The sequence below is a fragment of the Streptomyces sp. NPDC007929 genome (assembly GCF_042959065.1).
Lineage (GTDB): Bacteria > Actinomycetota > Actinomycetes > Streptomycetales > Streptomycetaceae > Streptomyces.
Genome location: NZ_JBIBKD010000001.1, coordinates 975,512 through 995,701, shown reverse-complemented (window position 1 = coordinate 995,701; position 20,190 = coordinate 975,512). Strand labels below are relative to the sequence as shown.

At 70.3% G+C, this 20,190-nt stretch carries 16 protein-coding genes and 1 pseudogene; 7 read left to right on the top strand and 10 right to left on the bottom strand.

Annotation, left to right across the window (positions count from 1 at the left end; genetic code table 11):
* Window positions 1–144: 144 nt before the first annotated feature.
* The 4 genes from folP to ACFZDE_RS04530 form a co-directional block, all read right to left on the bottom strand.
* Window positions 145–1,077, bottom strand: coding sequence for a dihydropteroate synthase (folP, locus tag ACFZDE_RS04545; protein ID WP_391197292.1), 933 nt, complete (start codon window positions 1,075–1,077; stop codon window positions 145–147).
* A gap of 252 nt (window positions 1,078–1,329) precedes the next feature.
* Entirely contained in the window at window positions 1,330–1,965 is a 636-nt protein-coding gene (locus ACFZDE_RS04540) for an MBL fold metallo-hydrolase (protein WP_391197290.1), read from the bottom strand.
* The gene (locus tag ACFZDE_RS04535; RefSeq protein WP_390989933.1) at window positions 1,965–3,050 is read right to left on the bottom strand and encodes an S-(hydroxymethyl)mycothiol dehydrogenase; all 1,086 of its coding nucleotides are present in this window, start codon (window positions 3,048–3,050) and stop codon (window positions 1,965–1,967) included. Before ACFZDE_RS04535 ends, ACFZDE_RS04540 begins: the two co-directional genes overlap by 1 nt.
* A gap of 219 nt (window positions 3,051–3,269) precedes the next feature.
* On the bottom strand, window positions 3,270–4,100 hold the full coding sequence (locus ACFZDE_RS04530) for an SAM-dependent methyltransferase (RefSeq protein ID WP_391197287.1): 831 nt from the start codon (window positions 4,098–4,100) through the stop codon (window positions 3,270–3,272).
* A 131-nt stretch (window positions 4,101–4,231) separates the two neighbouring features.
* Between ACFZDE_RS04530 and ACFZDE_RS04525 the strand changes: the two genes are divergently transcribed.
* The 3 genes from ACFZDE_RS04525 (at window position 4,232) to ACFZDE_RS04515 (ending at window position 7,361) form a co-directional block, all read left to right on the top strand.
* Window positions 4,232–4,801 carry a hypothetical protein gene (locus ACFZDE_RS04525; RefSeq protein ID WP_390989939.1) on the top strand — a complete coding sequence of 190 codons (570 nt, stop codon included), beginning with the start codon at window positions 4,232–4,234 and terminating at the stop codon, window positions 4,799–4,801.
* Window positions 4,802–5,228: 427 nt separating this feature from the next.
* A complete protein-coding gene (locus ACFZDE_RS04520) occupies window positions 5,229–5,849 on the top strand; it encodes a dihydrofolate reductase family protein (RefSeq protein WP_391197285.1) in 621 nt (206 codons plus the stop codon).
* 324 nt (window positions 5,850–6,173) lie between these two features.
* Complete coding sequence (locus ACFZDE_RS04515) at window positions 6,174–7,361, top strand: extracellular solute-binding protein (RefSeq protein WP_391197283.1); 1,188 nt, start codon at window positions 6,174–6,176, stop codon at window positions 7,359–7,361.
* A gap of 21 nt (window positions 7,362–7,382) precedes the next feature.
* Here ACFZDE_RS04515 and ACFZDE_RS04510 read toward each other — a convergent pair whose 3' ends face one another.
* The 3 genes from ACFZDE_RS04510 to ACFZDE_RS04500 form a co-directional block, all read right to left on the bottom strand.
* On the bottom strand, window positions 7,383–7,763 hold the full coding sequence (locus ACFZDE_RS04510) for an ester cyclase (protein WP_390989951.1): 381 nt from the start codon (window positions 7,761–7,763) through the stop codon (window positions 7,383–7,385).
* A 272-nt stretch (window positions 7,764–8,035) separates the two neighbouring features.
* Window positions 8,036–9,802 carry an FAD-dependent oxidoreductase gene (locus ACFZDE_RS04505; protein ID WP_391197280.1) on the bottom strand — a complete coding sequence of 589 codons (1,767 nt, stop codon included), beginning with the start codon at window positions 9,800–9,802 and terminating at the stop codon, window positions 8,036–8,038.
* Between the two features lie 198 nt (window positions 9,803–10,000).
* A complete protein-coding gene (locus ACFZDE_RS04500; RefSeq protein ID WP_391197277.1) occupies window positions 10,001–10,582 on the bottom strand; it encodes a MepB family protein in 582 nt (193 codons plus the stop codon).
* Window positions 10,583–10,744: 162 nt separating this feature from the next.
* On the opposite strand from ACFZDE_RS04500, the gene ACFZDE_RS04495 reads away from it, so the two are divergent.
* From ACFZDE_RS04495 to ACFZDE_RS04485, 3 genes are all read left to right on the top strand, one after another.
* Window positions 10,745–11,353, top strand: coding sequence for an SRPBCC family protein (locus tag ACFZDE_RS04495; protein ID WP_391197274.1), 609 nt, complete (start codon window positions 10,745–10,747; stop codon window positions 11,351–11,353).
* Window positions 11,354–11,389: 36 nt separating this feature from the next.
* Window positions 11,390–13,702: an FdhF/YdeP family oxidoreductase gene (locus ACFZDE_RS04490; RefSeq protein ID WP_391197273.1), complete on the top strand. Its 2,313-nt coding sequence runs from the start codon at window positions 11,390–11,392 to the stop codon at window positions 13,700–13,702.
* Window positions 13,703–13,898: 196 nt separating this feature from the next.
* On the top strand, window positions 13,899–15,692 hold the full coding sequence (locus ACFZDE_RS04485; RefSeq protein ID WP_391197271.1) for a lysyl oxidase family protein: 1,794 nt from the start codon (window positions 13,899–13,901) through the stop codon (window positions 15,690–15,692).
* 272 nt (window positions 15,693–15,964) lie between these two features.
* Here ACFZDE_RS04485 and ACFZDE_RS04480 read toward each other — a convergent pair whose 3' ends face one another.
* From ACFZDE_RS04480 to ACFZDE_RS04470, 3 genes are all read right to left on the bottom strand, one after another.
* The gene (locus ACFZDE_RS04480; RefSeq protein WP_391197269.1) at window positions 15,965–17,230 is read right to left on the bottom strand and encodes an NlpC/P60 family protein; all 1,266 of its coding nucleotides are present in this window, start codon (window positions 17,228–17,230) and stop codon (window positions 15,965–15,967) included.
* Window positions 17,220–17,348: a hypothetical protein gene (locus ACFZDE_RS04475; RefSeq protein ID WP_391197267.1), complete on the bottom strand. Its 129-nt coding sequence runs from the start codon at window positions 17,346–17,348 to the stop codon at window positions 17,220–17,222. Before ACFZDE_RS04475 ends, ACFZDE_RS04480 begins: the two co-directional genes overlap by 11 nt.
* 184 nt (window positions 17,349–17,532) lie before the next feature.
* Window positions 17,533–19,263 carry a hypothetical protein gene (locus ACFZDE_RS04470; RefSeq protein WP_391197265.1) on the bottom strand — a complete coding sequence of 577 codons (1,731 nt, stop codon included), beginning with the start codon at window positions 19,261–19,263 and terminating at the stop codon, window positions 17,533–17,535.
* 723 nt (window positions 19,264–19,986) lie between these two features.
* On the opposite strand from ACFZDE_RS04470, the pseudogene ACFZDE_RS04465 reads away from it, so the two are divergent.
* Window positions 19,987–20,151 (top strand): annotated as a pseudogene (locus tag ACFZDE_RS04465) (FAD-dependent oxidoreductase); the annotation flags it as partial.
* Between the last annotated feature and the right edge of the window lie 39 nt (window positions 20,152–20,190).

Genomic DNA, 20,190 nt, shown 5'->3' with positions numbered 1-20,190 from the left:
GGTGCGTATAGCGAAACGGATTGCGGTGAACGCAACGTCAGTTTGGGGTCGCCCACAAACCCTTGTCAAGGAGTTCACGGGCCGCTCGACCCCTCGAATTTTCGTTGCGCCATACGAGACGCCCTGCGTCATAGGAAACGCAGGTCAGAGCTGGGATCCCCTCAGAACCGGGGCATCGGCGGCGGCGTGGCGGGCGTTCTCGAGACCCCAGCGGGCCGCCACGCGCACGGCGTCGGCCGTCGAGGCGACGTCGTGGACGCGGACGCACCAGGCGCCCTGCGCGGCGGCCAGGACCGACACCGCGGAGGTGGCGGCGTCCCGCAGGTGCGCCGGGCGGGGCCGGCCCGTCACCGGGTCTCTCAGCAGGTGGCCCAGAAACGTCTTGCGCGCCGCGCCCACCAGAACCGGGCGGCCGAGGGCGGCGGTGACCTCGCGGAGACGGCCGAGGAGTTGCCAGTTGTGCTCGGCGTGCTTGGCGAACCCCAGTCCGGGGTCGACGATGAGACGATCCGGGGCGATTCCGGCGCGCAGAGCGGCCTCGACCCTCGACCGCAATTCGCCGACGACGTCGGTGACGACGTCGTCGTAGACGGCGTGCGCCTGCATGCCGTCGGAGTGCCCGCGCCAGTGCATCACCACATAGGGCGTACCGGTCCGGGCCACCAGCGGCAGCATCTCCGGGTCGGCCAGTCCGCCGGAGACGTCGTTGACCAGAGCCGCACCTTCCTCGACGGCGCGGGCGGCGACCTCGGCCCGCATGGTGTCGACACTGACCTTCGCGCCCGCCGCGGCGAGTGCGCGCACGACCGGCAGCACGCGCCGCAGTTCCTCCTCGACCGCCGGGCGCGTGGCGCCGGGACGGGTCGACTCGCCGCCGACGTCCAGGATGTCCGCGCCCTGCTCCAGCAACGCGAGTCCGTGCGCGACGGCCCGGTCCGGGTCGAACCACCGGCCGCCGTCGGAGAACGAGTCGGGCGTGACGTTCACGATGCCCATCACCAGGGTCCGGTCCGGGCGGGGAAGACCTCGCGGGCCGAGCGCGGGAGCGATGCGGCCGGACTGGGCTGCGGTGCTCATGCGACGCGGGGCGGGTCGGCGGAGGGAGGCACGGGAGTCGTCATGAGCTGGTCGCCTCGTTGCATATAGAGGAACAATGCGCGATGTGGGCAACGAGTGTGAGGACGGACGCGCGGCACTGTCAAGGCAGGTGCGAGAGGCCGGCGGACCGGACGGGGGGTGTGGTGGCCGGGGTGGGTCGCGCCCAGGGGGCTCGCCCGGAGCTGGCGGACCGATGGCTTCGGCCACCCCGGCCGGTGCGGGGGTGCCGTGTCACCAGCCGCGGGTGGCCCACTCCTCCAGGTGCGGGGCTTCCGCCTCGATGGTGGTCGTGTCACCGTGTCCGGTGTGCACGACGGTCTCCCCGGGGAGCGTCAGCAGGCGGTCGCCGATCGAGGAGATGATCGTGCCGAAGTCGCTGTACGAACGCCCGGTCGCACCGGGTCCTCCCGCGAACAGTGTGTCGCCGCTGAACAGTGCCCCGAGGTCGGGGGCGTACAGACACACGGCCCCGGGCGCGTGGCCGGGCGTGTGCAGGACGCGCAGCCCGATGCCCGCCACGACGAGTTCGTCGCCGTCGGCGAGGGGGCCGTCGGGGCGCCGGTTCGGATGCACCATCTTCCACAGCACCTGGTCGTCGGGGTGCAGCAGGACGCGCGCGCCGGTGGCGAGGGCGACGTCCGGTGCGGCGCGCACATGGTCGTCGTGGGCATGGGTGCACACGACGGCCGACAGACGTCGGTCCCCGACGGCCTCCAGGATGGCGTCCGATTCGTGAGCCGCGTCGATGACGACCACCTCGTCGTCGTCTCCGACGATCCAGACGTTGTTGTCGACGTCCCAGGTGCCGCCGTCGAGACTGAACGTCCCACTGGTGACGAGGTGTTCGATGCGGGGCACGCCGGCCATCACAGCACCACCACGGAGCGCAGGACGTCGCCGCCGTGCATCTTCTCGAAGGCCTCCTCCACGTCCCCGAGGCCGATGGTCTCGGTGACGAACGCGTCCAGGTCGAACCTGCCGCCCAGGTAGAGGTCGATGAGGGCGGGGAAGTCGCGCGAGGGCAGGCAGTCGCCGTACCAGCTGGACTTCAGCGAGCCGCCGCGGCCGAAGACGTCCAGCAGGGGCAGTTCCACCTTCATCTCCGGGGTGGGCACACCCACCAGCACGACCGTGCCGGCCAGGTCCCGGGCGTAGAAGGCCTGCCGGTACGTCTCCGGGCGGCCGACGGCCTCGACGACGACGTCCGCGCCGAAGCCGCCGGTGAGTTCGCGCACCGCCTCCACCACGTCGCCCTCGGTGCCGTCCACGGTGTGGGTGGCACCCATGGTCAGGGCACGCTCCAGCTTGCGCTGGTCGATGTCGACCGCGATGACCTTGGACGCGCCGGCGAGCCGGGCGCCCGCGACGGCGGCCATGCCGACACCGCCGCAGCCGATGACGGCGACGGAGTCCCCGCGCCCGACGGCGCCGGTGTTGACGGCGGCGCCGAAGCCGGCCATGACACCGCATCCGAGCAGCCCGGCCGCGGCCGCCGGGGCGGCCGGGTCCACCTTGGTGCACTGCCCGGCGGCGACCAGTGTCTTCTCCGCGAAGGCGCCGATGCCCAGGGCGGGCGAGAGCGGGGTGCCGTCGAGCAGCGTCATCGGCTGCGTCGCGTTGTGGGTGGCGAAGCAGTACCAGGGCTTGCCCTTGCTGCACGCACGGCACTGACCGCACACGGCACGCCAGTTGAGGATGACGAAGTCGCCGGGCTCGACGCCGGTGACCCCCTCCCCCACCGCCTCCACGCGGCCGGCCGCCTCGTGCCCCAGAAGGAAGGGGAACTCGTCGTTGATCCCGCCCTCGCGGTAGTGGAGGTCGGTGTGGCAGACGCCGCACGCCTCGACCTTGACCAGCGCCTCACCCGGACCGGGATCGGGAACGACGATCGTCTCGACGGAAACCGGGGCGCCCTTCTTCCGGGCGACGACGGCACGTACCTCGTGAGCCATGAGCTGCTCCTCAGACGGGAAACTCGCGCGGGTGCGCCGTTTCATGAGTTGCCTCATCAGATACACGCACCGCTATACGCAACCGAGCATCGGTGAGGAGGACACCGGGGGTCAAGGGGTCGACCGGAACCGGACCGGCGCGACGCTCACCGGACCGGCGCGACACTCACCGGACCGGGCGCGACGATCACGCCGGAGAGCCACTCGCCGCCGGCGCTTCTAGGCCTTCCGGGCCAGTCCGGCGGCGATGAGGTGTTCCCAGACGGTGAGCTCTCGTCCTCCGCCGCCGTTCTGCCAAGGGTTGTCGGTCTCCTCGGGGCGCCACAGGGGCGCGGGGACGATCCCGGGGTCGAGGATCTCCAGGCCGTCCAGCAGGGCGGCGATCTCCGCGTCGGTGCGCCACCGGCCGCGGCCGAACGTCTGCTGGAGGACCTTCTCGGCCTCCCTGGTCTCCGGGTTGTTGCCGGAGCGGAAGTGGCTGACGAAGAAGTGGCTTCCGCCGGGGACGTGATCGCGCCAGTAGCGGACGATGCCGGCCGGGTCCTCGTCGTCGTTGACGTGGTGCAGGATGGCGCTGAGGATGACCGCGACGGGACGGGTGAAGTCGATGAGTTCGAGCGTGGCGGGGTGATCGCGGATGCCTTGGGGGTCGCGCACGTCGACCCCGATGACGCGGGTCCGGTCGTTGTCCTCCAGCAACGCGCGACCGTGGACCAGCACTTGGACGTCGGTGTCGACGTAAGCGACCCGGGATTCGGGAGCGTGCCGTTGCGCGACCTGGTGGACGTTGTCGGCGGTCGGCAGGCCGCTGCCCAGGTCGATGAACTGCCGGATGCCGGTCGTCTCGGCGATCTGGCCGACCGCCCGGGTCAGGGCGGCGCGGTTGGCGAAGGCGATGGCCACCGAACCGGGCAGGTCGCGCTTGAACACATCGCCGATCTCACGGTCCACGGCGTAGTTGTCCTTGCCGCCCAGCAGGTAGTCGTAGACGCGGGCGATGCTGGGCTTGGCCGGGTCGATGGAGGAGCCTTCGTACGTCATGGCGGCCATTCTTCCCGGCAACGCCGCCCGCGCGCCCGCGTTCTGGGTTCTGCGGCCACTGCGTCTGAGTGCCGCTGCTCAGGCCGGTTGAGTAGCAGGGCGCTGCCGGGCGGCCCGACCAAACGGCTTTGATCGACGGCATGAAGTCGAAGATCGTGGTCCCTGTGCTCGGTGTCGGCCTGGTGGCGCTTTTCGGGCTGACGGCCAAGGGGTGCGAGGCGATACAGGGCGGGCCCGTGCACAGCACCGACGAGTTCCGGGACCATGTCCGGGCCACCACCCGGGCCGGCGAGGACGTCTACCGCGCGCTGTCCCCGGCGCCGGCCGAGGAGCCGTATGCCTCCCGGGAGGGCAGCTCCTCGTGCGTGGACGACTTCGGCTTCGACGAGACCGGTGTCACCCGGGGCGAGCCCACCTACACCTGGGACCTGGACTTCACGAGCGACGCCGACTTCCGCGCGGCGCTGGCGTCCCTGCGGGCCACGTGGCGCGCGGAGGGCCGTACCGTCGAGAAGGTCGACAACGGCATCGCCACCACCCTCGACGACGGCATCCGGGTCACCTTCCATCTCGGCTACTACGACCACGAGCCCGAACTGCGCGCCCAGGGCACCTGCATGCGCTACCGGCACAGCTACGGCGACGCGTACGACTACACGTACGACGACGACGGGGACGGCACCATCGACGAGTACGAGCGGCCGAACTGAGTTCCGGCTGCGCGGCCCGTACGCCGGGCACTCAGCCGCCGGGCTGTGCGTGGCGGCTGCGCCAGACCCAGGCCGCGATCTCCACTCGGTTTCGGGCCGGCAGTTTCGTCTGGAGCCGCCTTGTGAGCGGTCCAGCACCTCCAGCGGGGTGCCTGCGAGCGGAGCGGACTGTAGACCCGGCGCCAGTCGAGGACGTCCGCAGCGGCAGTGAGGCGAGCGGAGGCGGCCGCTACGAGGAAGCTCAGGCCCAGGGGGGCGGCGCTGACGGTGGCTTCACGGCGCACTGATCACTCGCCCACTGGTCACTGTTCGCGGATCGTGGATCGCTGCTCGTCGCTCACCAGCGCGAACGCCGGCGCGTGTGGAGCCGGGCGCGTACCCGCTCCGTGAGCGATGAGTTCGGACGGTGTGCCGGGTCTACCCTGGCATGACTCGAATCATCGCTGACATCTCGGTCTCTCTCGACGGCTTCGTCACCGGACCCGACCCCGGCCCGGACAACGGCATGGGCACGGGCGGCGAGACCCTGCACACCTGGGCGTTCTCCGACGACCCCGACGACCGGCGAATCCTGCGCGAGGCGACCGTCCGCTCAGGCGCCGTCGTCCTCGGCCGCCGCCTCTTCGACGTCGTCGACGGCCCGAAGGGCTGGGACGACACCACGGGCTACGGCGCCGGTGAGGTCGGCAAGCCGCCGTTCGTCGTCGTGACGAGCACACCACCGAAGTCGGTACGGCTCACCGGCCTCGACTGGACGTTCGTCACCACCGGTCTGGCCGACGCCGTCGCCGCAGCGCGCGAGCGGGCCGAGGCGGCGTCGTCGGCCGGTGGCAAGGACCTGGACGTGGTCCTCATGGGCGGCGGTGCCACGGTCGGCTCGGCCTTGGAGGCCGGGCTGGTCGACGTGCTGTCCCTGCACCTCGCGCCCGTGGTGCTGGGTGCCGGGACGCCCTTGTTCACCGGTGGAGCGTCGCCGCGCACGCTGGTGCGGCGGAGCGTGGTCGCGACGTCGACCGCCACGCACCTGATCTACGACGTCTCCCGGTGACCCGATGACCACCGTCGACGTCAAGGGGATCGCCTTGGTCATGGAGTCGTTCGGCGACGACGACGCACAGATCCTGGGGGACGACCCGGTCGCGGCGCGCGCTGTGGCCGCGCGTCTGGGACCGCACCCCCGGCACCGCGTCCGAGGTCCAGATGGCCAACCAGACATTGCGCCGTACCCATCAAGGATCGGGTGTGAGGAACACTCGTGGGCGCGCCGTCGCATTGGCCCCTGGGGAGATCGACAAGATGTCGGGTACACCTGCTCGGCTTCTCGACGCCGTGTCAATTGTTCGGCTGTGAACGGACGCGGGATGCTGCCCCCATGCCCCAGAAGACGATCCCTCCGCTCTCCCGACGTACTCTGCTGCGCGCGTTGGGTTCCGGTGCGGCGCTCGGCGGACTCGCGGGGTGTGGTGTCCCGGCCGCGTATGTGCGGCCCGGCGACCGTGCCGCCGTCGATCGGTCCGCCACCGAGCGGCGGCTGAACTGGGCCAACTGGCCCCTGTACATCGACACCGATGACGAGCGTCCCTCGCGGCGGCCCACGCTGGAGGCCTTCGAGAAACGCACGGGGATCTCGGTGGAGTATGTCGAGGAGATCAACGACAACGACGAGTTCTTCGGTAAGATCAGTCCATCACTGATGAACCATCAGCCCACCGGCCGCGATCTGATCGTCATCAGCGACTGGATGAGCGCGCGGTTCGTGCGGCTCGGCTGGGTGCAGGAGATGGACCGGGCCCGGCAGCCGAACGTGACCCGGTATCTCGACCCGCAGTTGCGCTCGCCCGCGTTCGACACCGGCCGCACTTGCACGGTGCCGTGGCAGTCGGGGATCACCGGCATCGCCTACAACCGGCGCAGGACCGGCCGGGAGATACGGCAGGTCTCGGACCTGTGGGCGAGCGACCTGAAGGGCCGGGTCACGCTGCTGTCCGGTCTGGACGAGGCGTTCGCGCTGCTGATGCAGGGCAACGGCGTCGATATCACCCGGTGGACGGCCGACGACTTCCACACCGTCTGTGACCAGGTCGAGAAGCAGGTGAAGCGAGGGCAGATCCGGCGCTTCACGGGCAACGACTACATCAAGGACCTGTCCAGCGGTGACGTCCTGGCCTGTCAGGCGTACTCGGGTGATGTGATCCAGCTCCAGGCCGACGACCCGGACATCGAGTTCGTCGTCCCCGACGAGGGCGCCGAGCTGTGGGCCGAGTCGCTGATGATTCCCAACCTCGCCCGCCACAAGGCGAACGCGGAACGGCTCATCGACTACTACTACGACCCGGAGGTCGCCGCCGAGCTGGCCACCTGGGTCAACTACGTCTGCCCGGTCCCGGCCGCCCGCGACGTCCTGGCATCCGCCAAGGACGAGGAGAGTGCCGCCCTCGCCGAGAACCCGTTGATCTTCCCCGACCGGGAGATGCGCAGCCGGCTGGCCATTGCGCGGGACATCGGCTCGGACGAGCGGACGGAGTTCGCCCAGCGGTGGAATCGGATCGCGGGATTGTGACGACGTCGTACGGGGGTGGGCTCAGAACATGGTGTTGTCGTTCTTGGACGTGGGCGGGATGACCTGGAGGACGTCCCAGTGTTCGACGATCTTGCCGAACGCGTCGAAGCGGAAGATGTCGATGCCCGCGTACTCCTCGTCGGGCCAGATCTGGTGGCAGTGCAGGACGACGTGGTCGCCGTCGGCGAAGGCCCGCTTGAACTCGACCCGCTTGCCGGGATATTCGGCGGCCATGCGTTCGAAGTAGTCGATGAACGCCTGCTTGCCGTCGGCGACGTGCGGGTTGTGCTGGATGTAGGTGTCCCCGGCGAACCGGTCGATGGCCTCCGCCGGGCGGCACTGGTTGAACATCAGGTCGTAGAAGGCCTGGGCCGCGGCCTTGTTCTTCTCGGGGTCGTTCATGGTGCCACCGTAGGGTCGAGCGCCGGGCGCGGCGCGGTGAGTGCGTCGACCAGGTCGTCCAGGTCAGGGTTGTCCGCCGGACAATGGGGCACGTCTCGGCTCGCCTCCGGACGAGCGGTCGCCTTCACGTTAGGGGCAGGTCATCGGCCTGTGCCGGTCCTCCGGCGACCCTCGATGGTCAAAAAGCGACACGCTGCCCGATCGCGGCAGCAGGTGACGTGCCTCAGCCCTCAGCCCCTTCGCTCTCAGCTCTCAGCTCTCAGCCGCGGTCTTCAGCCGATGTCGAAGGCGTTCGGCAGTCCGAGGAGGTGGCGGGTGCGGTCGTGGCGTCTGAGCGGCTCCAGTTCGGGGGCCCGGTACAGGGGGGTCACGGTGCAGCGTGGTGCCGTGGAGCCGGAGCGGTCCAGCAGTGCGTTGACGGCCTGCCGGGCCGAGGAGTTGGCGCCCTCCATGGTGGCGAGGTCGATGGGCACGGCCACGTAGTCACCGGCCAGGTAGAAGTTGCGGATCTTCGTGGCCGAGCGCGGGCGGTGGTGGAAGGTGCCCACCGGGTGGATGAGCAGTTGTTCGTCGTTGACGGGATGCGGCGTGCCGAGGCCGTCGACGGCGGGGTCGAGGAACCAGGAGTGCAGTACCGAGTCCTTCAGGACCGTACGGCCGCTGTCGTTGAGCGACGCCTTGAGCTGTGCCCAGACCTCGCGTGCCACTTCGGCACGGGTGCATTGCTTGGCCGTCTTGCCGTAGAGGATGCCCGGGCGGTCCCACTCGGAGACGTCCACGGACAGGCAGTCCGCGACCGTACCGTCGCCGTAGTCGGCCGGGAAGTCGCGGGCGGGCCAGTGCTGGGCCTGGGCGATCGCGGTCAGCGACCAGGGCGAGTCGATGAGGTCGAGATGGCCGTGCACGATCGGCGTGCGTTCGGTCAGGTAGAACTGGATGCCCGTCATCCAGTCGGTCTCCAGCCGGTCGCACGCGGCCAGCTGGGGGTCGGCCGCGCGCACGGCGGAGTTCCATGTGCGGCGGGCGTGCTCGACCGGCATCGCGGAGATGTAGTGGTCGGCGGTGACGGTTCGGCGCACGCCTGAGGGGTCTTCCACGACGGCTGCGGCGATGGCACCCGCGTCCAGGGTCAGGTCCCGTACGGTCCAGCCGACGTGGAACTCGACCCCGAGGGAGCGCAGGTGGGTCACCCATGGGTCGATCCATGCCTCGTTGGTGGGCGCGTTGAGGATGCGGTCCAGGGGTCCGTCCGCGCCCCGGCCCAGGAGGTTGAAGGCGAAGGCCTCCAGCAGCGTGCCGACCGTACGGGTGCTGGCCTCCTCCGCCTTGGTGGCCACGATGTTGCGGGTGATGCCGACGGCGAGGATCCGCTGGTAGTCGTACGACATCCGGCCGGCCCTCACGAAGTCCCACCAGGGCGTCCGCTCCCACACGGTGTCGCGGCGCTGGTCGCAGCTGGTGAGGAAGACCAGGACGCGGTTGGCGAAGTACAGGGCCTCATGGAGGGGGAGGTTGAAGGCCGTGTCCAGAACGGCGGTGAGGGCGCGGCGGATTTCGTCGGGGGTGAGGTCGGCCGGAGTGGCGTCGGGCCAGGGCAGCGGGATCCGGATGTCCTCGCGGCCGCCGGATCTGGCGAACAGCATCTCCTTCGGGGCGACGAGGTTGTCGTGAACTCCGCCCGGGTTGCCGGGGAACGGGATGCGCCGCATGGTGTCGGGCAGGTTGTGGTAGATGCCGGGGATGAAGCGGAAGCCGTGCTCGCCCGGCAGGGGGCGTCGGCCGCCCGTGGCGCTGTCCGGTACGTCCATGCTGCGGGCCTTGCCGCCCAGTGCCTTGCGTTCGTAGACCGTGACCCGGAAGCCGCGCTCGGCGAGTTCATGGGCGGCGGTGAGCCCGGCGACGCCTCCGCCCAGGACCGCCACCGACTGTGGTGCGGAGGCGTTCGCGGCGGAGGCCTCTTCCGGGGTTCCGACGACCACGGCACCGCCGGCGGCCGCCGCGGCAGTGCCCAGGAACCCTCTGCGCGTGGTGCCACTCATCGCCACCCCTTACCGTTGGTAACATCGGCCGCACGAGGATAGGGGCGAGGCAACGAACCCGGAAGGCGGCCGACGCAACTTGGCCTGATGGCACGCCACCTGGCCGGAGGCGTGATCAGCGGCGGGCCTACCGGCATTCCCGGCGTCGCGGACATCCGCCCACGCGGGCTCCGCTCGCCCGGCCGGCTGGAGGTGCTGTCACGCCACGTCGTGTGCGCGGTACAGGAGTCGGGCTCGGGCGGTGTCGGCGGGTCCGTCGGGGTGCAGGGGCAGGAAGTGGTCGGCCTGCCAGGACTGCGTCGTACGGGCCTGACGACTGGTGGTGGTCACCCAGGGCGGATAGACGCGGAAAGCCCGTTTCCCTCCGGAACCGCCCTCGGACACGATCCCGTGCCTGTGGAGCGCGTCCATCGAGAACACGAACTGGCCGAGGTGCTGATCGTCACGGCTGCTGATGACGAAGAGATCGACGGCATCCGCCGCGTCAAAGGGCTGGATGGGCCCGCCCGGGGACCTCTTCCACACGGTGACGAACTGGCCGGCCTTGGTCGGGGTCGTCTTCGCCACCCGGAACCGGACGGCGAGACCGTTCACGGTGAACGTGTGTGCGACGTACTCGGCACTCTCGGTTTCGGCTACCGGCTGTGAGCAGGTGAACCCGCAGGGGTCGTAGAGCAGCTCTTTCGCCGCGAGCAGGTCGCGGTGCACCGGGGTGGTGGGCGACCACGGCGGGAGGCCGGTGGGTCTGGGGCCGGATGAGTGCTCACGGTTCGTAGTCATCGGGGGACACCCTGCCCCGGTCGCCGCCCCTCGGTCCAACCGAGCCCCACGGGTCTCCTGCACCGGCGTGACTCGAACCGCGCGAAGTGGGAACCGGGAGAGGAGCCCGTACGCACGAGGCCAGGCCGGTCGCCCGGCTCCCGCACCGGAAGAGAGACCACGATGGCGCACGAGGACGACGCCCGGCACGCCGTGCCGGACACACCGGGGAGGCGCACCGACGGTGACGGCGTCAGGCGCCGCCGTCCGCTGCGGGAGCGGTACGTCGAGGAGACGGTCGAGGTCGCGGTCCCCGCCCGGACGGCGTACAACCAGTGGACGCAGTTCAAGACCTTCCCGCGCTTCTCGACCGTGGTGCACGGCGTGGAGCAGATCAGGCCCACCGTCACCGCGTGGACCCTCGGCTACGGGCCGCTGCGGCACCGTTTCGCGGTCGAGATCCTGGAGCAGGACCCCGATGCCTATCTGGCCTGGCGCGGCCTGGAACAGAACCCCTCCCACCAGGGCGAGGTCGAGTTCAGGCCGACGGACTCCGGCGGCACCGCGATCACGGTCCGGATCCTTCTGCGACCGCGGGGCGCCTCGAAGGTCCTCATCCGCCCGTCCGGGATCGCCCGGCTGGTGCAGGGCGAACTCGCGAACTTCAAGCAGTTCATCGAGGGTGTGGGGCAGGAGGGCGGGGCCTGGCGCGGCACCATCCGCAACGGCCGCGTGCAGCACGATCACCCGGAACCGCCCAGGAGCCGCGTGGCCCAGTGGCCCGTCGGCTGACCGGCGTACCGGACACCGCGAGAGAAAGGCGAACCGATGCAGAACCCGCCCGCCGAGGAGCCGGAGAGCACCCTCTCCGTGACACCACCGAAGAAGTGGGCGGCCGGAGTCCCGGCCGTGGTGCACGCGCTGGAGTACTCCCTGGAGCAGACCTCCCCGCGCACCACCGCGGTGGACCTCCTGGCGATGAACCAGGTGGGCGGGATCGACTGCCCCGGCTGCGCGTGGGCGGACCCGGCGCCGGGCGAGCGCCATCGCAACGAGTACTGCGAGAACGGCGCCAAGCACATCAACGACGAGGCCACCAAGCGCCGGATCACCGCCGGCTTCTTCCGCGAGCACAGCGTCGCCGATCTCGCCGGCCGCTCCGACATGTGGCTCAACCAGCAGGGCCGGCTCACCGAGCCGATGATCAAACGGCCCGGCTCCGAGCACTACGAGCCCATCGGCTGGAGCGAGGCCCTGGGTGTCCTCGCGCGGGAACTGAAAGCCCTGGACTCCCCCGACGAGGCCGTTTTCTACACGTCCGGCCGCGCGAGCAACGAAGCCGCGTTCGTCCTGCAGCTCTTCGCCCGCGCCTTCGGCACCAACAACCTCCCGGACTGCAGCAACATGTGTCACGAGTCCAGCGGCTTCGCCCTGAGCGAGACGCTGGGAACCGGCAAGGGCACGGTCAGCCTCGACGACCTCCACCACGCCGACCTGATCTTCCTGGTCGGGCAGAACCCGGGCAGCAACCATCCGCGCCAGCTCTCCGCGCTGGAGGAGGCCAAGCGGGGTGGCGCCCGGATCGTGGCGGTCAACCCGCTGCCGGAGGCCGGGCTGCGGCGCTTCAAGAACCCGCAGAAGCCGAGCGGGATCGTCGGGCGCGGCACCCAGATCGCCGACCGCTTCCTGCACATCAAGCCCGGCGGCGACCTCGCCCTGTTCCAGGCCCTCAACCGTCTGCTGCTGGAGGCCGAGGACGCCCGGCCCGGCGCCGTCCTGGATCACGCCTTCATCGACGCCCACACCACCGGCTTCGAGGAGTTCGCCCGCCACGCCCGCACCGTCGACTGGGACGATGTGCGCGCGGCGACCGGGCTGACGCGCGAGGAGATCGAGAAGGTCCGGGACGAGGTCCTGAGGAGCGAACGGGTCGTCGTGTGCTGGGCGATGGGCATCACCCAGCACAAGCACGGCGTGCCCACCGTCCGGGAGATCGTCAACTTCCTGATGCTGCGCGGCAACCTGGGGCGCGCGGGGACCGGGGCCTGCCCGGTGCGCGGGCACAGCAACGTCCAGGGCGACCGCACCATGGGCATCTGGGAGCAGATGCCGGACAGCTTCCTCGACGCCCTGCAGAAGGAGTTCGGCTTCGACCCGCCGCGTCCGCACGGGCTGGACTCGGTGAACTCCATCAGGGCGATGCGTGAGGGACGCGTCAAGGTCTTCCTCGCCCTGGCCGGCAACTTCGTCCGTGCCGCTCCCGACAGCGAGGTCACCGAGGAGGCGATGCGCTCGTGCCGGCTGACCGCCCACATCTCGACCAAGCTCAACCGCTCGCACACCGTCTGCGGCGACACCGCGCTGATCCTGCCGACCCTGGGGCGCACCGAGCGTGACGTGCAGGCCGACGGCGAGCAGTTCGTGACCGTCGAGAACTCCATGAGCGAGGTGCACACCTCACGGGGTCGCCTGGAGCCGGCCTCGCCGCTGCTGCTCAGCGAGGTGGCCATCCTGTGCCGGCTCGCCCGCCGCACCCTGGACGGTAAGACGGACATCCCCTGGGGCGAGTTCGAGGGCGACTACGGCACCATCCGCGACCGCATCTCGCGTGTCGTGCCGGGCTTCCACGACTTCACCGGACGGGTGACCCGCCCCGGGGGCTTCCAGCTGCCCAACCCCGTCAACGAGGGCGTCTTCAACAACGCGGTCGGCAAGGCGCTGTTCACCCGCAACGAGCACGTGGTCCCCCGGGCCCCCGAGGGGCACCTGCTGTTGCAGACACTGCGCTCGCACGACCAGTGGAACACCATCCCCTACACCGAAAACGACCGCTACCGCGGCATCCACGGCAGCCGCCATGTCGTGCTCGTCAACCCGGCGGACATGGGCGAACTCGGTCTCGCCCAGGGCGATCGTGTGGACCTGGTGAGCGTCTGGGCGGACGGCGTCGAGCGCCGGGCCGAGAACTTCGAGGTCGTGTCCTACCCGGCGGCCAAGGGCTCGGCCGCCGCCTACTACCCAGAGACGAACGTCCTGGTGCCGCTGGACAGCACCGCCGACATCAGCAACCAGCCCACGTCGAAGGGCATCATCGTCCGCCTCGAACCCACCGTCGACCGGGCACCGCACAGCCTCGCCTGAGCAACGGCCGGATCTCGTCACCATGACGGCATCCGGCCAACACTTCACCCTCTTTCCTCCTCCGGACAACCACACAACCGCCCCGTTCCTCTCACAGCGCGGGCACGGCAGACGCCCATGTGATGGCCCCGACCCGGACCTCACGGACGCGCCGTGCCGCCCGCTTCCTTCTCACAGGACCGAGGACGAGGGACACATGACCAGAAGACGCACCGCCCGGCTGCGGCGTACGCTGCTCGCCGGTACCACGGCCATCGCCGTGACGGCCGTGACGGCCGGCATCGTGGCCGCGGCCCAGGAGCCCACGAAGGCCGCCAAGAGCCCCCGGCTGAGCCTCGTCGCGGCGACGACCTCGGTGACGCTCACCTCTTGGAAGGAGGAGCCGGGGGTGTACCTGGACCTCGGCACCTACCTCATCGCCGAGGGGACACCGCTGGAGCTCAAGGTGACCCGGAAGTCCTACAAGGACCCGGTCGCCATCACCCAGACCGTGTACGAGTCCGGCAAGGCCAAGGCGAAGAAACTTCCCACGGGCACCGTGAAGGACTTCTCCGGGCTGCCCGGCTTCTCGGAGATCACCCTCACCGACAAGGCCGGCAAGAAGGTCCTCACCCGCAGTGAGAGCTTCTGCCCCAACAACGCCAGCGGCCGCGTGCGGCCCGACGCGCCCTCCAAGTCCACGTATCCGGAGAGCTGCCCCACGAACCCCTTCACCGTCGGCTCCGTGTGGGGCATCGAGAAGGGCTGGGCGGCGAACACCTACGCGGGCTCCTACGGCGAGCCGGTCCAGCTGCCGGCCGGTACGTACACGGCCAAGGTCGGTGTCGCCAAGAAGTACCGCGATATGTTCGGCATGGCCGACAAGGCGGCCACGGTCAAGGTGACCGTGGTGGAACGCAGCGACGAGGACGAAGAGGGCTCCACCGGGGCGGCGCCCCGCTCCGCGAAGGCCGGTGAGCACGCCGGGCACGCTGCCGGGCATCAGGCTCCCAAGGAGCACGCCGGGCACGGCGCCGACCACCAGGCTCCTGAGGCGCACGCCGGGCACGGGCCGGGGCATGCCCCGAGCCGGGCCGAGGCCGCCGCGCCGGTGACGAGTGGTGCGGGTCCCTCGTACAACGTGGGCCACGGTCCACTGAAGGCCGCGCCGCCCGCCCTGCCGTGGGCGCTGAAGAAGAAGCAGTCCGCACTGTCTCAGCAGGCCAGGGACGGCGGCGGCCAGACCGACGGCTCGCGTCAGGCGCCCGCTCTCAAGCCGCTGTCGAAGCGGCCCGCGGGCAAGCCCTCCGTCCCGGACGTCCCCAAGCCGGACCTGCGCTCGCTGCCGGCCTACGGCATCACCATCAGCGACGGCGACAGGGACGTGCCGGGCAAGGACTACCTGGCCTTCAGTGCCAACGTCTGGAACGCCGGCCCGGCGCAGCTCGTGGTGGACGGGTTCCGCTCGCCCGGCAAGGACAAGATGGACGCCTACCAGTACTTCTACGACGCCAAGGGCAAGCAGGTCGGCTACACCCCGACCGGCACCATGGAGTGGGACCCGCGCCCGGGGCACGTGCACTGGCACTTCACCGACTTCGCCAGCTACCGGCTGCTGAAGGCGGACAAGAAGGAGGCCGTGCGCAGCGGCAAGGAGGCGTTCTGCCTGGCCAACACCGACGCGATCGACTACACGGTGAAGAACGCCAACTGGCACCCGTACAACACGGACCTGGCGACCGCCTGCGGCGAGGAGAACTCGATCTCGGTCCGCGAGGTGCTGGACGTCGGATCGGGTGACACCTACACCCAGGACCTGCCGGGCCAGTCGTTCGACATCACCGGCGTGCCCAACGGCACCTACTACATCCAGGTGCTGGCCAACCCGGAGAAGCGACTCAAGGAAACCGACCTCAAGAACAACAGCGCGCTCCGGAAGATCGTGCTCGGCGGCGAACCGGGCAAGCGCACGGTCAAGGTGCCGGCACACGACCTGGTGAACGCCAACTGAGCGGGGGTCACCGACCACCGCCCGAGGCAAGATCCTGACCATGGCACGGAGCACCAGGCTCCCCCTCTTCCGTCCACGACGAACGGACCTTGCCCCGCCCACGTGGGCCCCGCTCGCTCCGCTGCTTGAGGACCGCACCCCGACCAACCGGCCGGGGTGCGGTCCGCGTCGGCCATGACCGTCATGGTGGTGTGGCCCTACCCGCAGGGCCCGGTGCCCTCTGCTGGGCCGCACCGGTACCGCCCTGGACCGGAGGCGAGGACGGGGCGGTGTCAGGCCGGGCGGATCACGCCCTTGATCGCCGCCTGGCCGGCGAAGTACACCGACTCCTCACAGATGCGGGCTCCCGGGCCTGGTGCGTGGATCATCGTGCCGTTGCCGCTGCAGATACCGACATGGCGGAGGTCGTCGTGGAAGAAGACCAGGTCTCCGACCTGAACGTCAGTGAGCGCGACCTGCGCCCCCGCTCTCCACTGCGCCTCCGTGGCCCGGGGAAGCGTGACGCCCGCGGCCTTCCACGCAGCCTGGGTCAGACCGGGGGCGTCGTACGATCCCGGTCCGACGGCGCCCCATACGCAGGGCCGGCCGATCTGAGCCCGGGCGAAGTCGATCACCCGCTCGGCCTGGGTCCGGTGCCCGGCGTCCGGGGACTGCCAGGGTCCGCCGTAGGCCGCCGAGGTGACCGTGATGGATTCCCAAGCCGCGGGGGTGACCTGCGGCGCCGGCGTGGCAGCCGCTGCCGGTGCGGCGAAGGCGGGCGCACTGGTCGCCTCGGTGGGCCGTGCCGGAGCACCTGCTGTTGCCGCGGGGGCGGTGATGTCCGGCGGACCGGTGAGATAGGTCGCGGCGGGGGCCGCAACGGAGGGCAGCAGGGCGGTGGGCTCCGGGGCCGGCAGTACGGCAGTGGGCTCCGGGGCGGGCACCACGTCGACCGTGGCCGGGGCGGAGACCGGTTCGGGCTCGGGCGGCGGCCACGGCCCGACGACGGCATCGCCGAGGGCAGGCGGCGCATCGGCACGCCAGGCGCTCGCGCTCTCGCCCCACGGGTACGCGCCTGCCGCAGCCGGGGTGTCAGGTCGGCCGGGGAGCTGGCGGAGGACGGCGGTCGGCGGCGCCGCGGCTGATCCGCCGGTCAGCTCCCACGCGCTCCTGGTGGGCGCCTCGGGCAGCTCGGGCGCGCTGGTCGCCCGGGGCGCTTCGAGGGCGAGGGGCTCCGCGGGGCGTTCGACCGGGCGCGCGGGTCGCGCTGCCCGGGGCGCGTGCTCGGGAAGGGCCGGCGGCCTCTTCTCCGGCAGTGACGCCGGTACCGTCGGACCCAGCTTGGCGCGGGCCAGGTCGAACCACTGCCGGGCGAGACCTCCGAGCGCGGGCTCCGTGTTCTCGCGGGAGCGGTCCCGATCGGACGCGCCCCGCTGCCGCGGGATCGATGCGGCGCGGGTCGCGTTGAACCGGCCCGTGTCGTTCTCGGCCCGGTCGTACAGCCGGTCGACGTACCGCCGGACCTCGTCAGGGCTCGGCGCCTCGCTCTCAGTCGGCAAGGCGGCCACCGGCAGACGGCGAGAGGCGGACCTCGGTGGTGAGGGCCTCCGGGGCAAGGGAGTTGGCCTGGACCGCGGAGCCGGTCACTCCGGAGTGCGAGGTTCGTTCCGACGCCATGGAAGGGCGCTCCTTTCACTTGAGAGTGCGCGAGCCCGCTTGTCGATCGACGGAACTCGTGCAGACAGTGGCCAACTTAGCCAACTTGTAACTCTCTCGTGAAGATCGGAGCCGTAAATGCCCGATATGCAGTTGTGACCTTGCTCCCTTCCTCCTCGCGGGGCCCGTGTTCGACGGGACAGCGTCAGCCATCGAGCCAGTCGCCTTCGAGGCCGGTGGGGCGGTAGCCGGTCGCGTTCCAGAGGAAGTGCGGGTGTGCGCCGCCGAACATGTAGGCGAGAAGCGCGGTGTCCTCCCTCCCGGTTCGGGGGTCGTGCAGGGCGTGGAACATCTCGGCCCCGACTCTGCCCGCGTCCTGCTGGACTTCACGGGCGCGGGACCGGGACGGTGCGGCGCTCGATGCCTCCACGGCCGCGATGTAGGTGCGGCGCAGGATCTCCCATGCGCAGTCGGTGTTGCCGTTCCATGGGCCGTGCAGTGCTTCGAAAGCGTGCAGTTCGGTGTCGAAGAGGGGCCAGGTGCGGGGGAACTGGGCTCGGCAGCGGTCGGACAGTTCGGCGGCCCGGGCGCTCAGCTCCGGCACCGTGGGCCGCTTGGTGAAGGTCAGGGTGGTGCCGTGGGTGAGGATGCCCGAGCACCCGTTGGGTTGCAGGTCGCACAGCGGACAGCCCTCGGCCGGGGGAAGTCCTTGCGTGATGCCGTCGAACCAGAGGGCGTGCCGACCCGTGAGCCCCATCCAGACGATGGTGGTGGTGAGCAGCCAGGTGTTCCACATGGTGCTGTGCGCTTCGGGCATGCAGCCGTACTTGACGAGGGCGATGGCGCAGGCCGCGTAGAACGCCTTGGTGTGGGTGGGCATGTCGGCGAGCCAGAAGTTGCTGATCTCGCCGGTCAGGGCGTCGGCTCGCACGTCGGCCATGTCGTCGATGACGCGGCACAGCAGCAAGGAGGCGAGGTGTTCCTCCTGCCAGAGTTCGGTGTCGGGCGAGACGTGCCAGAACAGGCAGTCGAGCATCTGCAGGAACGAGTAGCTGCTCTGGTCGAGCGGGTTGGTCTGCGGCAGCACGACGCTGCCCGCGTGGTGCTGCTGGAGCCAGTGCTCGTCCACGGATCGTTTGTGTGCGGCGAAGAGTCCGGAGACCAGGGCGCGTGCGCTGTTGGTGCTGAAATTCTCCGCCAGGCGGCCCTGGACGAGTTGGGTGAGGCGCGAGGTGTCTATGGTGTCGACCACTCGCTTGTATTCGTGGAAGACGAGGATGTCGTCCTCGTAGCGGTGGCGGTGGCCGAGGTCTCGTTCGAGGTCGTTCATCTGCCGGGTCCAGGACCATCCCCCGGTCAGGACGCTGTCGAGTTCCCGGCGGTGGGGCCAGGTCTTTTCGGTGAGGGGGCGACCGGCGCTCTGCCGCCAGTCGTAGTCGGCAAGGGTGCGCGCGGGGGGTGTCGGCAGTCGGCGGCACAACGGGCAGGCGCAGTCGGCCGCTTGCTCGTCCTCGCGTCGCGGGGTGAGTGCGCGGCTCCTCCAACCCTCCTCCAGCATCCTGCTGGTGAGGCGGCAGACCTCGATGTCGGTGCCGACTTGGGGGAAGGCCGCCTCGATCATGTCCAGGCTGGCGTCGAGTTTCCTCAGCCTGGTGGTGCCGGCCTCGTCCGGCGGGAGGAAAACGCGCGGTGCCGCCCGGAGGGCCCCTGGCAGATGCAGCGTGGTGCCGGAATGGGGGGAGCCGAGTGCTTCCAGCCGTTGCCGGACGGCGTGTTGACTCCTCAGGTACTGCTCCGTGCATCCGGCTGTTCGTTTCCCGAAGAGGCGGGCCAGGCTGACCGCCGCCTCCCCGGGCTGGAGCCGGGCGCTGGGCTGCTCCGGGAGCACGCTGTCGATGGATGCCTTCGGACCAGCACCCGCTACTCGAGATTTCACACCGGTCTCCTTCAAGCTGTGGTCCGGCCAGGGGCGGCAACGGAATCGATCGGCAGTGGTGGTCGGTGGCCGGGCAGCATCCGGACAGCCGGGCTCACGCGACCGGCTTCCGCTCCTGCTGTGAGCAACTCCGGGCGCACGACTGCTGCGTTGACGGCGGGTGAGGGAGCGGAGCGGATCGCCGGGTCAGGGCGGCGATCCTCGATGCGCCGCCAGTTCGGGGAGGCCGGAGAAAGCAACACCGGCCCGGCTGTGTGCCCCGATCAGCGCGAGCCTGCGCCTAACTTCGGAAGCCTGCTGTCAGGGGTTCCGAAGGGGAGGTCGAACGGGTCGTCCTGAGGCATACGCTTCCTTTCGGGAGACGGACCGCTGAGTCCCCCCGGCCATGCAGGCAGGCGGCCTCCGAGACCACCCGCATCATCGAACTGAGCTTCGCAGTACGAAAGTTGAACCGAGAAGCGCTACGAGACTGCCCAGAGCGTAAATGATCTACACCGTGACCCTGCCGTGATCTGGGTTACTGCTGAACCCTCATGAGCTGCGTATACTCGCGCGCCCCACATGCGTCAGCGCGACGCGTTCCCGTGATCTCCGGTGCCGACACGTCGACGCCGGCCCCGCGCGTCTACGCAGCTCACATCGGCGAGCCCAACTCGTTCGACAGGCGGGAACACCGGCGTGTCGCACCCAGCCCGGCAGGTGCCACAGGACCGCGGACCGCCGCTCGCCACCGAGCCCACCGTCGACGCCGTGCTCGTCCGCTACGACGCCCAGCGCCGACCCGGTGGCCAGGCGGTCGCGCGGGCCGCACGGCAGGCCGGACGCATGGGCCGGCAGCTCTCCCACCCACGGCTGATCCTCCGGCACCACAGCTGGGTCCCGCCGCGGCCAGGCCAAGGTGGGCCGTGGTGGACCTCGGCGCTCCGC

Bases quoted from the DNA above. Each gene is read 5' to 3' on its own strand.
- folP (WP_391197292.1), bottom strand. From the start codon at position 1,077: ATGAGCACCGCAGCCCAGTCCGGCCGCATCGCTCCCGCGCTCGGCCCG.
- ACFZDE_RS04540 (WP_391197290.1), bottom strand. From the start codon at position 1,965: ATGGCCGGCGTGCCCCGCATCGAACACCTCGTCACCAGTGGGACGTTC.
- ACFZDE_RS04535 (WP_390989933.1), bottom strand. From the start codon at position 3,050: ATGGCTCACGAGGTACGTGCCGTCGTCGCCCGGAAGAAGGGCGCCCCG.
- ACFZDE_RS04530 (WP_391197287.1), bottom strand. From the start codon at position 4,100: ATGGCCGCCATGACGTACGAAGGCTCCTCCATCGACCCGGCCAAGCCC.
- ACFZDE_RS04525 (WP_390989939.1), top strand. From the start codon at position 4,232: ATGAAGTCGAAGATCGTGGTCCCTGTGCTCGGTGTCGGCCTGGTGGCG.
- ACFZDE_RS04520 (WP_391197285.1), top strand. From the start codon at position 5,229: ATGACTCGAATCATCGCTGACATCTCGGTCTCTCTCGACGGCTTCGTC.
- ACFZDE_RS04515 (WP_391197283.1), top strand. From the start codon at position 6,174: ATGCCCCAGAAGACGATCCCTCCGCTCTCCCGACGTACTCTGCTGCGC.
- ACFZDE_RS04510 (WP_390989951.1), bottom strand. From the start codon at position 7,763: ATGAACGACCCCGAGAAGAACAAGGCCGCGGCCCAGGCCTTCTACGAC.
- ACFZDE_RS04505 (WP_391197280.1), bottom strand. From the start codon at position 9,802: ATGAGTGGCACCACGCGCAGAGGGTTCCTGGGCACTGCCGCGGCGGCC.
- ACFZDE_RS04500 (WP_391197277.1), bottom strand. From the start codon at position 10,582: ATGACTACGAACCGTGAGCACTCATCCGGCCCCAGACCCACCGGCCTC.
- ACFZDE_RS04495 (WP_391197274.1), top strand. From the start codon at position 10,745: ATGGCGCACGAGGACGACGCCCGGCACGCCGTGCCGGACACACCGGGG.
- ACFZDE_RS04490 (WP_391197273.1), top strand. From the start codon at position 11,390: ATGCAGAACCCGCCCGCCGAGGAGCCGGAGAGCACCCTCTCCGTGACA.
- ACFZDE_RS04485 (WP_391197271.1), top strand. From the start codon at position 13,899: ATGACCAGAAGACGCACCGCCCGGCTGCGGCGTACGCTGCTCGCCGGT.
- ACFZDE_RS04475 (WP_391197267.1), bottom strand. From the start codon at position 17,348: ATGGCGTCGGAACGAACCTCGCACTCCGGAGTGACCGGCTCCGCGGTC.